The following is a 14,326-nucleotide window of genomic DNA, read 5'->3' as shown; positions in this document are numbered from 1 at the left end:
ACCCGACACGGGCCTGCTTGGCAGAGGGTTGCGGAACGAGGAGTCCGCCGGCCGGCCGCATGCCGGCGCCCGGCGCATGCCCGTGGAGGGCCCGTAGCGGAAATGTCGCCTTCCGTCGTGGTCGCAACCGGTGCGCCGCTGGGCGATCCGGTGCGCACGGGCCGCTCACCGTCGACGGTCAGGTCTCGATCGTCGCCACCGCGTCGAGCCCCACGTGCCGCAGGGTCCGCACCACGCCACGACGGGCACCGCGGACGGTGACGGTGGTCGGCGCGGATTCAACGGTCACGGCGCGGAGCAGGCCGTAGGCGCACGCGAGGTCGATCCGCTCGAGCCCGCTCATCTCGAGCACCCAGGTGCGGGCCTGTCGCAGATGTGGGTCGAGGAGTCGTTCCTCGAGTTCTCGCAGTACGTGTGCATCCAGGACGCCCGAGAAAGCCAGTACGGCGTGCCGCTCGTCGGACTCTGCGATCCGGACGGATCCGACCGCGGAGCGTGCGGGGTGATCGGGCTCGACTGCCATGGCGACCTCCTCAGCAGCAAGCACGGGCTGTACGACTCCATTCTCTCAGGCGCTCGCCGATGACCCGCCGCGGGCCGCGGGCGGCCCGGGGAGGCAGGCGCGTGGAGCCAGGCCCAGGGAGGCAGGCCCAGGGAGGCAGGCCCGGGGAGGCAGGCCCGGGGAGGCAGGCCCGGGGGCGGCACTGGGGAGGGCGGCGCGGCGGGACGGCCGGCTGCGGCCCGAGCAGGCAGCGCAGCCGGCTGTGCACGACGGTGCGCCGGCCCTGGCACCCGGTCAGCGGGCCCTCGCCCCTGCCTGCCGGCGGAAGGGGCCCCGCTCACCGCTCCCGGCACGGCCCGCTGGTGCCCCGTACCACCAGCTTCGGATCCAGCACCGCCTCCCGGGGTTCCAGCTCCTCGTTCTCCAGGCGTTCCACGGCGAATCGCACCGCGTACTCGGCGAGGAGCACCGCGTCCTGACGGACAGTCGTCAGGCCGATGGGCATGAGGTGGGAAAGGTGGCTGTCGTCGTAGCCGACGACCGAGACCTCGCCGGGCACCTCCACCCCGGCCCTGGCGAAGGTGATCAGCAGACCCATGGCACAACGGTCGTTGCCCGCGAGGACCGCTGTCGGCAGGGGCTGCCCGCGGTCGCGCTCCGCCACGAGCAGGCGGCCCGCCTCGATGCCCGATTCCTCCGTGTGGTCGCCGGGGATCACACGGATCTCCGGCTCGAGGCCGTGGCGGCGCATCGCGGCGCGGTACGCGCGGCGGCGTTCCGCCGATCCCGGGCCGCGGCCGCCGTCGACGTGGACGATGCGGCGGTGGCCCAGTTCGACGAGGTGGTCCATGGCCTGGCGCACACCTTTGCCCTCTGCGGTGTGGACGCTGTCGACGTGGGCGCCCGGCACACGCCGGCCGACGGAGACGGCGACGGTGCGCCGGCCCAGTGCGTCGAGTTCGGCGATCTGGGAGCCGGAGCCCAGCAGGATCAGGGCGCCGCAGCGGTGACTGAGCAGGGCCTCGACGGACTTGGCCTCGTCGCGTCCGGGAGCGTTGGCGGAAAGCAGAACGTCGTAGCCGAGGCGCTCGGCCTCGGGGTAGATGCCTTCGACGAGGTCCGCCTGGAAGGTCTGGTGGACGGTGAGCATGACGCCGAGGGTGCGGCTTCGGCCCCGGGCCAGGAGACGGGCCGCGCTGTCGGGTCGATAGCCGATCTCGTCGGCGACGCGCAGGACCCGCTCGCGGGTCTCCTGGCTCGCTCCCGGCTGGTTGCGGAAGACGATCGACACCAGCGCCCGGGACACCCCCGCCTTCGCTGCCACGTCCGACATGGTGGGCCGTTGCTTGCCCGCTACATCCACCTGTACATCCATCCTCCCGCAACAACCCGCCGGTCGGCACCCGTGCGCCGGTCTCCCCCGGGCTCGGCCCGCCACTCACGAAATCCCGTGGCAACAACCTATTGACATGACATTTGAACGGAGGCCATCGTACTCCCACTAGAGCGCGCTAGTAGAGCGTGCCAGCAACTCGCCATCCCTCAGGGATCACCCGAGAAATCCCCGGAGTCTCCGGAGCGAAGGGACAAACACCGCGATGTCGTTCGATGTGTTGACCATGGGCCGCGCAGGAGTGGACGTCTACCCGCTCCGGACGGGCGTGGGGCTGGCGGACGTCACCTCGTTCGGCAAGTACCTCGGCGGCAGCCCCACCAACGTGGCCGTCGCGGCCGCCCGCCACGGGCACAGCGCCGCCGTCATCACCAAGACCGGCGCCGACCCCTTCGGGCACTTCGTACGCACAGCCCTGGACGGCTACGGGGTCGACAGCCGTTTCGTCGGGACGTCGGACATCGCGCCGACGCCGGTCACGTTCTGCGAGATCTTCCCGCCGGACGACTTCCCGCTCTACTTCTACCGGCTTCCAAAAGCTCCTGACCTCGACATACGTCCCGACGAGCTGGACTTCGACGCCATCGGAACCGCCCGGATCCTCTGGGTCACCGGCACCGGTCTGAGCGAGGAGCCGAGCCGCGCAGCGACCCTCGCGGCCCTGCGTCACCGGGCCGCGTCCTCCACCACCGTCTTCGACCTCGACTGGCGGCCGATGTTCTGGCGCGACCCGGCAAAGGCGCGTGCATACTACGCCGAAACCCTCCGCCACACGACCGTCGCCGTCGGCAACCTCGACGAGTGCGAGGTGGCGACCGGCGAACGGGAGCCGTACGCCGCTGCCGAGGCGCTGCTCGCGGCGGGGGTCGCACTCGCCGTGGTGAAGCAGGGACCCAAAGGCGTGCTCGCCATGGACCGCGACGGCTCCACCGCCGAGATCCCGCCGGTCCCGGTCGACGTCGTGAACGGGCTCGGCGCCGGTGACGCGTTCGGCGGCGCGCTCTGCCACGGCCTGCTGTCCGGCTGGGACACCGAGCGGACCGTCTCCTTCGCCAACGCCGCGGGCGCCCTGGTCGCCGGGCGGCTCGCATGCTCCGAGGCGATGCCGACCGGGGCCGAGGTGGAAGCCAAGCTCCGCGAGGCGGCGGGCCACGCGCCCCCGGTTCCGCGCCCCACGAGGGGGGCCGAGCCGGGCGGGCTCCGATGACGACGAAGCCGCCCCGTACGGCACGAACGACACCCACGACGTGAACGACATGAAGGACATGAACGGCGTGACCGACATGAGCCGCATCGACTGCGCCGAACCGAACCGAGAGGTGTGACCGTGCTGTCCGACAAAGTGAGCCGGATCGTGGATACCAGGGTCAACGACCCGGGTGCCATCGCGGCGGCGGCCGCCCGGCGGGTGAAGGCCTCCTCACCGTTCGGCGAGCACGGCAGGGCGATGATCATCGCCGCCGACCATCCGGCGCGCGGCGCCAACGCCGTGGGCTCCGACCCGTCCGCCATGGCCGACCGCTTCGAACTGCTCGACCGCATGTGCGTCGCGCTGGAGCGGCCAGGGGTCACAGGCGTCCTGGCCACCGCCGACATCCTCGAGGACCTGCTTCTCCTCGGCGTCCTCGACGGCAAGAGCGTCTTCGGCTCCATGAACCGGGCCGGGCTCGCCGGTTCCGTGTTCGAGGTCGACGACCGGTTCACCGGGTACGACGCCGAGACGATCGCCGCGATGGGCTTCGACGGCGGCAAGATGCTCACCCGCATCGCGCTCGACGACCCGGCGACCCCGTCCGTGCTGGAGAACACCGCCCGCGCCGTCGACGACCTCAACGACCGTCGGCTCATCGCGATGGTCGAGCCCTTTCTGTCCCGGTGGCAGGACGGGAGGATCTGCAACGACCTCTCCCCCGACGCCGTCATCAGGTCGGTCACCATCGCCTCGGGACTCGGCCGGCGCACCGCCTACACCTGGCTGAAGCTGCCCGTCGTCGACGGCATGGAGCGCGTCCTCGCCTCCTCGACGCTGCCCGCGCTGCTGCTCGGCGGCGAGGTGAGGGACGCGGAAGCCGCGTTCGCGTCCTGGGGCAAGGCGCTCAAGCTCCCGACCGCGCAGGGCCTGACCGTCGGCCGCTCCCTGCTCTACCCCTCGGACGGCGACGTCGCCGGTGCCGTGGACCGGGCGGTGAGCCTGCTGTGAGCACGTACCACCTGCCGGCCGGCACGGCCGCCGAAGGTTCCTACGACCTCGCCGTCAGCCCCGGATCCGCGGGCTGGGAACACGCCGGCCTGCACATCCTCACCCTGGCACCGGGCGAGGCCCACGCCCTCTCCACCGGCGACCGCGAGTTCCTGGTTCTGCCGCTGCGCGGCGGCTGCACCGTCACCGTCGACGACCGGGTCCTCGAACTCGAAGGCCGCACCGGCGTGTTCGACTCCGCCACCGACTTCGCGTACCTGCCGCGCGAGTCGGAGGCGCTCCTCAGCAGCGCGTCCGGCGGGACGTTCGCACTGCCCTCCGCCCGTACCGAGCGGACCCTGACCGTTCGGTACGGGCGCAAGGAGGACGTGCCGGTCGAGCTGCGCGGCGCCGGCACCTGCTCCCGCCAGGTCAACAACTACTGCCTCCCCGGCACCTTCGACGCCGACCAGCTGCTGGTCTGCGAGGTGCTCACGCCAGGTGGCAACTGGTCGTCGTACCCCCCGCACAAGCACGACGAGGCACTGACCGACGCGGACGGCAACCCGGTCGAGAGTGAGCTCGAAGAGATCTACTACTTCGAGGTCCGGGGCGAGAACGGCTTCGGCTACCAGCGCGTGTACGGCACGGCGGACCGGCCCATCGACGTCCTCGCCGAGGTCCGCTCCGGTGACGCCGTGCTGATCCCGCACGGCTGGCACGGCCCGTCGGTCGCCGCGCCGGGCTACGACCTCTACTACCTCAACGTCATGGCGGGCCCCGGCCAGGACCGCGCATGGCTGATCTGCGACGACCCGGCCCACGGATGGGTGCGTACGACGTGGGACTCCCAGGAGAGCGACCCCCGGCTCCCGTTCGGAGCAGCGGCGGGACAGGAGGACGACCGATGACCGGGACGACCGTACGACTCACCACCGCCCAGGCCCTCGTCCGCTTCCTGGCGAACCAGTACAGCGAGCGCGACGGCCAGGAGCAGCGGCTGATCCCCGGCACCTGGGGCATCTTCGGGCACGGCAATGTCGCGGGCATCGGGCAGGCACTCCTCCAGGCCGCCGTCACGCGCGAGGCCGACCTCCCCTACTACCTGGCCCGCAACGAGCAGGGCATGGTGCACGCGGCGGTGGCGTACGCGAAGATGCGCGACCGGCTCGCCGCCTTCGCCTGTACCGCCTCGACCGGGCCCGGTTCGACGAACATGATCACGGGCGCGGCGCTCGCCACCACCAACCGGCTTCCGGTGCTTCTCCTCCCGAGCGACATGTTCGCGACACGGGCGGCCGACCCGGTCCTCCAGCAGCTGGAGGACACCCGCGGCGGCGACGTGACGGTCAACGACGCCTTCAGGGCCGTGTCGAAGTACTTCGACCGGATCTCCCGGCCCGAGCAGCTGATCCCGGCGGCGCTGGCCGCGATGCGGGTGCTGACCGATCCGGTCGAGACCGGCGCCGTCACGCTCGCGCTGCCGCAGGACGTGCAGGCGGAGGCGTACGACTGGCCGGTCGCCTTCTTCCGGCGCCGGGTCTGGCATGTGGGCCGCCCGGTGCCGGAGGAAGCGGCCGTGCGAAGGGCCGCCGCTCTTCTGCGCGACGCCAGGAGGCCGCTGATCGTCGCCGGCGGCGGAGCCGTCTACTCCGGCGCCGAGAGCCGGCTGCGCACCTTCGCCGAAGCCACGGGCATCCCGGTCGCGGACACGCACGCCGGCAAGGGTGCGGTGCCGTGGGACCACCCGTGCGCGGTGGGCGGCATCGGGTCGACCGGGTCGTACGCGGCCAACGAGCTGGCGAAGGACGCGGATGTCGTCCTCGGTGTCGGCACCCGGTACTCCGACTTCACCACCGCGAGCCACACGGTCTTCGGCAATCCGGACGTCTCGTTCGTCAACCTCAACGTTGCCCGTCTGGACGCGGTGAAGCACTCGGCGGAGCCACTGGTCGCCGACGCCCGGCTCGGCATCGAGGCCCTCACGGAAGCCCTCACCGGCTGGGAGGTCTCCCAGGAGTACCGCGAGCGCACCCGCGCACTCGTCGCCCGGACGAGGGAGATGGAGGAGGAGTGCTTCGCACCGGGGCGGAACACCGGTGAACTGCCCGCCCAGACGCAGATCCTCGGCGCGCTGGGCGAAACGCTCGGCGACCGCGACGTCGTCATCAACGCCGCCGGTTCCCTGCCCGGTGACCTCCAGCAGCTGTGGCGGGCGCGGGACCCGAAGGCGTACCACGTGGAGTACGCGTACTCCTGCATGGGGTACGAGGTCGCGGCCGGTGTCGGCGCGAAGATGGCCGATCCCACGCGGGAGGTCGTGGTCCTCGTCGGTGACGGCTCGTACCTGATGATGGCTCAGGAGATCGTGACCATGGTCTCCGAGGGGCTGAAGGTCGTCGTCGTCCTCGTCCAGAACCATGGCTTCGCCTCGATCGGCGCGCTGTCGGAGTCGCTGGGTTCGCAGCGGTTCGGCACCAAGTACCGCTTCCGCAACGGTGATTCGGGATGTCTCGACGGTGACGTGCTCCCCGTCGACCTGGCGGCCAACGCCGCCTCGCTCGGCGCGGACGTCCTGCACGCCGCCACCGTCGACGAGTTCCGTACCGCGATGAAGAAGGCGAAGGCCGCCCACCGCACCACCGTCGTGCACGTCGAGACCGACCTGTACGGACCGAACCCGCCCGGGCACGGCTGGTGGGACGTGCCGGTCAGCCAGACCTCGGCCCTCGACTCCACGCGCGAGGCGTACGAGACGTACGCCGCCGCCAAGCGCGCACAACGCCACTACCTGTAAGCCCGCCGGACCTCTGCAAAGGAACCCTCACGTGAAGACCATCGAGCACTGGATCAACGGCTCGCCGGCCGCCGGCGCGGAAACCCGCACCACGCCGGTGTTCAATCCGGCCACCGGGAAGGAGCAGACGCGGGTCGCGCTCGGCACAGCCGCCGACGTGGACGCCGCTGTCGTGGCCGCCTCCCGGGCCTTCGAGACCTGGTCGGAGTCGTCGCTCACGCGGCGCACCCAGGTGATGTTCGCCTTCCGGCAGTTGCTCGTGGAGCACGAGGAGGAGCTGGGCCGGATCATCTCGGCCGAGCACGGCAAGACGGTCGACGACGCGCGCGGCGAGATCGTGCGCGGCCGTGAGGTCGTCGAGTTCGCGTGCGGCCTCGGCGACGTCCTCAAGGGCAGCTTCTCCGACCAGGTGTCGCGCGGCGTCGACGTGCACGATTTCCGTCAGCCGCTCGGTGTCGTCGCGGGCATCACGCCCTTCAATTTTCCGGCGATGGTGCCCCTGTGGATGCACCCGGTCGCCATCGCCACCGGCAACACGTTCGTCCTGAAGCCGAGCGAGCGCGACCCGTCGGCCGCCAACTTCGTGGCCGGGCTCTACCGGAGGGCCGGGCTGCCGGACGGTGTGTTCAACGTCGTGCACGGCGGCAAGGAAGCGGTCGACGCGATCCTCGGTCACCGGGACATCGAGGCGGTCTCCTTCGTCGGCTCGACCCCGGTCGCCAAGTACGTGCACGAGACCGGCACGAAGGCGGGCAAGCGTGTCCAGGCGCTCGGCGGCGCGAAGAACCACGCCGTCGTCCTGCCCGACGCCGATCTGGAGTTCGCCGCCAACCACATCACGGCCGGCGCGTACGGCTCCGCCGGTGAGCGCTGCATGGCCGTGTCGGTCGCCGTGGCGGTCGGCGAAGCGGCCGACGCCCTGGTCGCCGCCCTGGAGCGCAAGGCCCGCGAGGTCAGGGTCGGCCCGGGTGACGTGCCCGGTACCGAGATGGGCCCGCTGGTCACCAAGGCGTCGCTGCAGCGCGTCGAGAACGCCGTCGGCACCGCCGCCGCGCAGGGTGCCACGGTCGTCGTGGACGGACGTGGACTCAAGGTCGACGGCCATGAGGACGGCTTCTTCACCGGCCCGTCGCTGCTCGATCACGTCACGGCCGAGATGGACGCGTATCGGGACGAGCTGTTCGGGCCCGTCCTCGCCGTCGTCCGCGTCGGCACGCTCGACGAGGCGATCGAGCTGATCAACGCCAACCCGTACGGCAACGGCACCGCGCTGTTCACCGGCTCCGGCGAGGCGGCGCGTCGCTTCCAGCGCAACGTCAAGGTCGGCATGATCGGCGTGAATGTACCGGTTCCGGTGCCGATGTCGTACTACTCCTTCGGCGGCTGGAAGGACTCGCTCATCGGCGACTCCCCGATCCACGGCCCCGAGGGCGTCCGCTTCTGCACCCGCCCGAAGGTCGTGACCACCCGCTGGCCGCGGCCCGCGCAGAAGGTCGCCGCGGGATTCGACTTCCCCACCTCCAGCTGAGCCGCGCACCACCACAACACCGCACCACCCCCGGAGAAAGCCCCCAGCAGGAAACCGCCCCCCGTCCCCTCCCCGAAGGACTGAACACCATGGCAACGGCGCCGTCCCCGCTCCGCACCGCAGCGGGCAACCTGTGCCTCGGCTCCGCCCCCGATTCCTGGGGCGTCTGGTTCCCCGACGACGAGCACCAGGTCCCGTACACCCGCTTCCTGGACGAGCTGGCGCAAGCCGGCTACGAATGGCTGGAGCTCGGACCGTACGGCTACCTCCCGACCGACCCGGCCGTGCTGGCCGAAGAGCTGGCCGTACGCGGCCTCAAGGTCTCCGGCGGCACCGCCTTCGGCGCGCTGCACCGCCCCGAGGCCTGGGACGGGATGCTCGCGCACGTCCGGCAGGTCGCCGCCCTGACCGCGGCCGCGGGCGCCCACCACCTCGTACTCATCCCGCCGATGTACCGGGACGAGAAGACCGGCGAGTTCACCGAGTCCCCAGAGCTGACCGCCGCGCAATGGGCGGACTTCGGCAAGAACGCGGACCGGCTCGGCAGACTGCTGCTCGACGAGTACGACATACGGCTCGTCCTCCACCCGCACGCCGACAGCCACATCCAGACACAGCCGGAGATCGAGCGGCTGCTGAACGAGTCGGACGGGCGCTACACGAACCTGTGTCTGGACACCGGGCACGTCGCGTACGGCGGCGGTGACAACCTCGACCTGATCCGCCGGTTCGGCGAGCGTGTCGGCTACGTGCACATCAAGCAGATGGACCCGGCGGTCCTGGCCCAGGTCGCCGCCGAGGACCTGTCCTTCGGCGAGGCCGTCAGGCGCGGGGTGTGCGTGTCTCCGCCCGCCGGGGTACCCGACCCCCTCGGCGTCGTCGAAGAACTGTCCCGGCTGGACGCCGAGCTGTTCGTGATCGTCGAGCAGGACCTGTACCCGTGCGCTCCCGACGTGCCGCTCCCCATCGCCGTACGGACGCGCGAGCACCTGGCCGGCTGCGGCCTGACCGGAACCCGACGCCCGAACAACCACCGGTAGGAGGCGGCCATGGACGTCAGGGACGACGCGACTGTGGAACCGCCGGCACCCTCCCTGCTCATCGACGACGCACCGCGCGCGGTCTCGCGGCGTGTGCGGCTCATCACCGTCGTCGCCACTTTCGGCGGGCTGCTCTTCGGCTACGACACCGGAGTGATCAACGGCGCGCTGCCGTACATGACCGACGATCTGGGCCTGACCCCCGTCACGGAGGGCATGGTCACCAGTTCCCTGCTGCTCGGCGCCGCGCTCGGGGCGGTCGTGGGCGGCCGGCTCTCGGACGCCCGCGGCAGGCGGCGCAACATCCTCCTGCTGGCCGTGCTGTTCTTCGTCGGCGCGCTCGGCTGCACCCTCGCCCCGACCACCGCGGTGATGGTGGTGGCACGCTTCGTGCTCGGGCTCGCCGTCGGCGGCGCGTCGGTGACGGTGCCCGTCTACCTCGCGGAGATCTCGCCCGCCGAGCGGCGCGGCGCGCTGGTCACCCGTAACGAACTCATGATCGTCAGCGGGCAGCTGCTGGCGTTCACGTCGAACGCGATCATCGCGAACGTGGGCGGCGAGTCCGCCGGCGTCTGGCGCTGGATGCTCGTGATCGCCACGATCCCGGCGGTGGTGCTCTGGTTCGGCATGCTGGTCATGCCGGAGAGCCCGCGCTGGCTTGCCTCCAAGAGTCGCTTCAACGAGGCCTTCGAGGTGCTCAAGCAGGTCAGGTCGCAGGCACGGGCGGAGGCCGAGCTGAGCGAGGTCACCGCGCTCGCCGTCAAGGACGAGCGGGAGAAGCTCGGCGGCTGGAAGGACATGCGGTCCACGCCGTGGGTGCGCAGGCTGATGTTCACCGGCTTCGGCATCGCGATCGTGCAGCAGATCACCGGCGTCAACACGATCATGTACTACGGCACGCAGATCCTCACCGACGCCGGATTCGCCGCGGACAGCGCGCTCACGGCGAACATCGCCAACGGCGTGATCTCGGTTCTCGCCACGTTCGTCGGCATCTGGCTGCTCGGCCGGGTCAACCGGCGGCCGATGCTGATGAGCGGCCAGATCGGCACGACCAGCGCCCTGCTCATGATCGGCATCTTCTCTCTGACGTTGCCCTCGGGCGACGGCCGCGCCTACGCCGTGCTCGCCATGACGGTCACGTTCCTCGCCTTCCAGCAGGGCGCGATCTCGCCGGTCACCTGGCTGATGCTGTCGGAGATCTTCCCGATGCGGATGCGTGCCTTCGGGATGGGGGTCGCGGCCGTGGTGCTGTGGCTGACCAACTTCGCGATCGGCCTGGTCTTCCCCTCGCTGGTCTCGGGCATCGGCATCTCCGCCACGTTCTTCCTGTTCGTGGCGGCGGGCGTCCTGTCCCTCGCCTTCGTGAAGCTGTACGTCCCCGAGACGCGCGGCCGCACGCTGGAGAACCTCGAGACGGAACTGCGTCATCGCTACTCCTGAAACCCGCACCGGGTGGCGCGGACGGCCCGAACAGGGCTTCTCCTCCCTCGCCCTCACCTCCCCTCACCTCCCCCTTGCTCCCGGGCCGACGCCGGCCCGGAGCCGTAGAAAGGAAAGGCCCATGACTGTGCGCGTAGGGGTCATCGGCGCCGGCTGGATCGGCCAGGAGCACATCCGCCGGCTCACCGGCACCGTCACCGGCGCCCGGGTCACGGCGGTCACCGACATCGACCCCGCTCGCGCCGAGCAGGCCGCGGCCCGGGTCGGTGCCCGGGTCGTCGCCGACGGTGCCGAGCTGATCGCGGCGGACGACGTCGACGCGGTGCTCGTCACCTCCTGGGGCGCCACCCATGCCGAGCACGCGCTGGGCGCGATCGCCGCCGGCAAGCCGGTGTTCTGCGAGAAGCCGCTGGCCACCACGGCCGAGGACTGCCTAAGGATCGTCGAGACGGAGATGGAACACGGCCGCCGCCTGGTCCAGGTCGGCTTCATGCGCCGCTACGACGCCGGTTACCGGCAGCTGAAGCAGGTCCTCGACTCCGGCCGGATCGGCGAGCCGCTGGTGGTGCACTGCGCCCACCGCAACCCGACTGTGCCCGAGACGTACACCTCCGACATGGCCGCGCTGGACACGGCGGTGCACGAGATCGACGTCCTGCGCTGGCTGCTCGACGACGAGATCGTCTCGACCCAGGTCGTCACGCCGCGTGCCACGAGCAGGCGGTTCGCGCACCTGAAGGACCCGCAGATCATGCTGTTCGAGACCGCCAAGGGCGTCCGCATCGATCTCGAGGTCTTCGTCAACTGCCAGTACGGGTACGACATCCAGTGCGAGGCTGTCGGCGAGGAGGGCCTGGTCCGGCTGCCCGACCCGGCCGCGGTCGGCGTGCGTACTGCGGGCCGGCACAGCACGGAGGTCCTCACGGACTGGGTGGGCCGGTTCGCGGACGCCTTCGACACCGAGTTCCGCGAGTGGATCGCGGAACTCGCGGCGGGCAACGAGCCCAGCGGTCCCTCCGCCTGGGACGGCTACGCCGCGACCGTCATCACCAGCGCGACCGTCGAGGCCATTGAGTCGGGCCGCGTCGTCGCCACGGACATGAAGCCCCGGCCCGCCTTCTACGGAGGCACCGCATGAAGATCACCCTTGACCCGTACATGTTCCGGGCGCTGCCCATCGACGAGATGGTCCGCACGGTCGCCGAACTCGGCTACGAATACATTGAGTTGTCGCCACGTGAGGACTTCATGCCGTTCTTCCTGCATCCGCGGGCGGACGACGAGCGCGTGGCCGAGCTGAAGAGCTCACTGCGCACGCACGGGGTGAAACTGTCCTCCGTGCTCCCGCTGTACAAGTGGTCCTCGCCGGACGAGACCGAGCGACAGGCCGCCGTGCGGTACTGGAAGCGGATGATCGAGATCACGGCCGACCTCGGATGTCCGCTGATGAACTCCGAGTTCAACGGCCGGCCGGACCGCGCCGCCGAGAGCGAGGCCGCCTTCTGGCGCTCGCTGGAGGAGCTGCTGCCACTCTTCGAACGCGAAGGCATCGCCCTCAACCTGGAGGCGCACCCGGACGACTTCTGCGAGGAGAACACCCCGGCGGTCGATCTCGTCCGCGCGATCAACCGGCCCTGGGTGAACTACCTGTACTGCGCCCCGCACTCCTTCCACCTCTCGGGCGCGGACCCGCAGGCCGACATCGCGGCGATGATCCGGTACGCGGGCGACAAGCTCCAGCACGTGCACATCGCCGACTCCTTCAACCACAAGGGGTCGTCGGGTCTGCGCTACATCCTCAACCCGCCGGGCACGACCGCCCGTATCCACCAGCACCTGGACATCGGCCAGGGCGAGGTCGACTGGGACGCCTTCTTCGGCACGCTGCGCGAGCTGAACTTCGACGGGGTCGCCACGGCCTGCGTCTTCGCCTGGGAGGAACGGGCGCGGGAGTCGTCGTCCTTCATGCTGGACCGCATCGGGAAGGAGCTCGCCGGCTGAAGCCCGCCGGCACCACCGCCGTGGCTCGCCCCCGGCGCCTCCGCCGGTCGGGCCGCGGTTCACGGCACAGTGGGCACATGAACACACACGACAGGAACATCCTCGCCCGCTCACGCGTGGCGACCAGGCTGCCGGCTCAGGACCTGGACCGGGCGCGACGCTTCTACTCCGAAGCGCTCGGTCTGGACCCCGTCGACGAACGGCCCGGTGGGCTGCTGTACCGGTGCGGGGGCGTGGATTTCGTGGTGTTCAGGTCACATGGCACCTCGCCCGGCACCTTCACCCAGATGGCGTGGGAGGTCGACGACATCGAGACGGTCGTATCGGAGCTCAAGCGCCGGGGTGTGGCGTTCGAGGACGTCGACGTGCCCGGTTTCCGGACGGAGGACGGCATCGCCGAGATCGAGGGCAACTACCCCAGCAAGGGCGCACGGGGTGAACGCGGCGCCTGGTTCCGGGACAGCGAGGGAAACATGCTGGGCATCGGCGAGCCGGTGGCGTGACGGCGGCCGAGGCCACCGCCGACGAGGCCCCGAGGCGAGCGGTCCCGGTGGCTCACGGGGCCGGGGCCCGCCAAGGGCCCCGGCCGGGGCGGACGACCCCACGGCGGCTCGGCCCGCGGCGCGCCGGGCTTCCACACGCGGGCACCTCCAGCGAACTGACTGCCCCGATGCCGATTACCAGCAGCCGTGACGGCAACAGCCGCTTGGCTTTCCCATAGGCCCCAGGGCGGGGGGGGGGGGGGGGGGGGGGGGGGGGCCCGCGGCCCCCCCCGCCGCCCCCGCCCCCCCCCCCCCCCCCCCCCCCCCCCCCCCCCCCCCCCGCCCCCCCCCCCCCGCCCTGGGGCCTCAGGACGCTACGGTGGGTGGCGCCGACGCAGGCGCTGAATCCACTGTCGTCTCCCTCACCGACGTACATGACGATGCCGGGAGCCACGTAGAAACGAGCATTCACTACTCGGTCCGCCTCCCGGCTTGTGAACCGGAACCCCTCCAGGGCTTCGACGACCTCTGTCAGTTGGGCCGTGACGATGCCGGTGAATACGGCTGGGGCACTCTGCTGGGCGAGTACCGGCGCAGTCGCGACGGGTGGCTCGCCGAGGACGTCTCCCTGACCGGTCTACTGCCGATCGCCCGCAACGGCGGCAGCGACACCCTCCTCCTGGACCTGAACCCAGCTGCTCAGGGCCAGCTCCATGCGTTCGTCCACGCCGTTCCCCACCCGGGCTATCTGGGCAACCATGTCTTCACGACGGTGGCCAAGGACTTCAATGCGTACCTCGACAGCCTGATAGTCGTCCCTGACATGGCCGAGGACACATGGGCCGATGTCGCCGACTGCGATCCCTCGGATCCGTGGCGGAGGACTGTCGAGGAATGGCTGGACAAGGAACTTCCGGACTGGCGTTCTGAAGCCTGGGCAGCGACTTACTGACCTACGGAG

Annotated in this window: 13 protein-coding genes; 11 read left to right on the top strand and 2 right to left on the bottom strand. The window is 70.8% G+C overall.

Going from position 1 to position 14,326, the window contains the following annotated elements:
* Window positions 1-178 precede the first annotated feature (178 nt).
* The gene (locus tag OGH68_RS35315) at window positions 179-523 is read right to left on the bottom strand and encodes an STAS domain-containing protein (RefSeq protein ID WP_264249659.1); all 345 of its coding nucleotides are present in this window, start codon (window positions 521-523) and stop codon (window positions 179-181) included.
* A 316-nt stretch (window positions 524-839) separates the two neighbouring features.
* A complete protein-coding gene (locus tag OGH68_RS35310) occupies window positions 840-1,835 on the bottom strand; it encodes a LacI family DNA-binding transcriptional regulator (protein ID WP_264249658.1) in 996 nt (331 codons plus the stop codon).
* A gap of 265 nt (window positions 1,836-2,100) precedes the next feature.
* On the opposite strand from OGH68_RS35310, the gene iolC reads away from it, so the two are divergent.
* The 11 genes from iolC (at window position 2,101) to OGH68_RS35255 (ending at window position 14,317) form a co-directional block, all read left to right on the top strand.
* Window positions 2,101-3,102: a 5-dehydro-2-deoxygluconokinase gene (gene iolC, locus OGH68_RS35305; protein ID WP_264249657.1), complete on the top strand. Its 1,002-nt coding sequence runs from the start codon at window positions 2,101-2,103 to the stop codon at window positions 3,100-3,102.
* Between the two features lie 120 nt (window positions 3,103-3,222).
* A complete protein-coding gene (locus OGH68_RS35300; protein ID WP_264249656.1) occupies window positions 3,223-4,095 on the top strand; it encodes an aldolase in 873 nt (290 codons plus the stop codon).
* Window positions 4,092-4,985, top strand: coding sequence for a 5-deoxy-glucuronate isomerase (gene iolB, locus OGH68_RS35295; RefSeq protein ID WP_264249655.1), 894 nt, complete (start codon window positions 4,092-4,094; stop codon window positions 4,983-4,985). The genes OGH68_RS35300 and iolB overlap by 4 nt, the downstream gene beginning before the upstream one ends.
* A complete protein-coding gene (gene iolD, locus OGH68_RS35290) occupies window positions 4,982-6,871 on the top strand; it encodes a 3D-(3,5/4)-trihydroxycyclohexane-1,2-dione acylhydrolase (decyclizing) (RefSeq protein WP_264249654.1) in 1,890 nt (629 codons plus the stop codon). Before iolB ends, iolD begins: the two co-directional genes overlap by 4 nt.
* A 31-nt stretch (window positions 6,872-6,902) precedes the next feature.
* A complete protein-coding gene (locus tag OGH68_RS35285) occupies window positions 6,903-8,399 on the top strand; it encodes a CoA-acylating methylmalonate-semialdehyde dehydrogenase (RefSeq protein WP_264249653.1) in 1,497 nt (498 codons plus the stop codon).
* Between the two features lie 89 nt (window positions 8,400-8,488).
* Window positions 8,489-9,439: a sugar phosphate isomerase/epimerase gene (locus OGH68_RS35280; RefSeq protein ID WP_264249652.1), complete on the top strand. Its 951-nt coding sequence runs from the start codon at window positions 8,489-8,491 to the stop codon at window positions 9,437-9,439.
* Between the two features lie 9 nt (window positions 9,440-9,448).
* A complete protein-coding gene (locus tag OGH68_RS35275) occupies window positions 9,449-10,882 on the top strand; it encodes a sugar porter family MFS transporter (RefSeq protein WP_264249651.1) in 1,434 nt (477 codons plus the stop codon).
* 121 nt (window positions 10,883-11,003) lie between these two features.
* A complete protein-coding gene (locus tag OGH68_RS35270) occupies window positions 11,004-12,020 on the top strand; it encodes a Gfo/Idh/MocA family protein (protein ID WP_264249650.1) in 1,017 nt (338 codons plus the stop codon).
* A complete protein-coding gene (locus OGH68_RS35265; RefSeq protein ID WP_264249649.1) occupies window positions 12,017-12,883 on the top strand; it encodes a sugar phosphate isomerase/epimerase family protein in 867 nt (288 codons plus the stop codon). The genes OGH68_RS35270 and OGH68_RS35265 overlap by 4 nt, the downstream gene beginning before the upstream one ends.
* A 77-nt stretch (window positions 12,884-12,960) precedes the next feature.
* On the top strand, window positions 12,961-13,386 hold the full coding sequence (locus OGH68_RS35260; RefSeq protein WP_264249648.1) for a VOC family protein: 426 nt from the start codon (window positions 12,961-12,963) through the stop codon (window positions 13,384-13,386).
* Between the two features lie 358 nt (window positions 13,387-13,744).
* Complete coding sequence (locus OGH68_RS35255; RefSeq protein ID WP_264249647.1) at window positions 13,745-14,317, top strand: SMI1/KNR4 family protein; 573 nt, start codon at window positions 13,745-13,747, stop codon at window positions 14,315-14,317.
* Window positions 14,318-14,326: the final 9 nt, after the last annotated feature.

It is taken from the genome of Streptomyces peucetius, from assembly GCF_025854275.1.
Taxonomy (GTDB): Bacteria; Actinomycetota; Actinomycetes; order Streptomycetales; family Streptomycetaceae; genus Streptomyces; species Streptomyces peucetius_A.
Note: the sequence above shows the minus strand (reverse complement) of the source record. Positions and strands in the feature narration are given on the sequence as shown.

Coding starts and splice junctions, on each gene's coding strand:
- OGH68_RS35265 (WP_264249649.1), top strand. CDS start 12,017: ATGAAGATCACCCTTGACCCGTACATGTTCCGGGCGCTGCCCATCGAC.
- OGH68_RS35260 (WP_264249648.1), top strand. CDS start 12,961: ATGAACACACACGACAGGAACATCCTCGCCCGCTCACGCGTGGCGACC.
- OGH68_RS35280 (WP_264249652.1), top strand. CDS start 8,489: ATGGCAACGGCGCCGTCCCCGCTCCGCACCGCAGCGGGCAACCTGTGC.
- OGH68_RS35310 (WP_264249658.1), bottom strand. CDS start 1,835: ATGTCGGACGTGGCAGCGAAGGCGGGGGTGTCCCGGGCGCTGGTGTCG.
- OGH68_RS35275 (WP_264249651.1), top strand. CDS start 9,449: ATGGACGTCAGGGACGACGCGACTGTGGAACCGCCGGCACCCTCCCTG.
- iolC (WP_264249657.1), top strand. CDS start 2,101: ATGTCGTTCGATGTGTTGACCATGGGCCGCGCAGGAGTGGACGTCTAC.
- OGH68_RS35270 (WP_264249650.1), top strand. CDS start 11,004: ATGACTGTGCGCGTAGGGGTCATCGGCGCCGGCTGGATCGGCCAGGAG.
- OGH68_RS35315 (WP_264249659.1), bottom strand. CDS start 523: ATGGCAGTCGAGCCCGATCACCCCGCACGCTCCGCGGTCGGATCCGTC.
- iolD (WP_264249654.1), top strand. CDS start 4,982: ATGACCGGGACGACCGTACGACTCACCACCGCCCAGGCCCTCGTCCGC.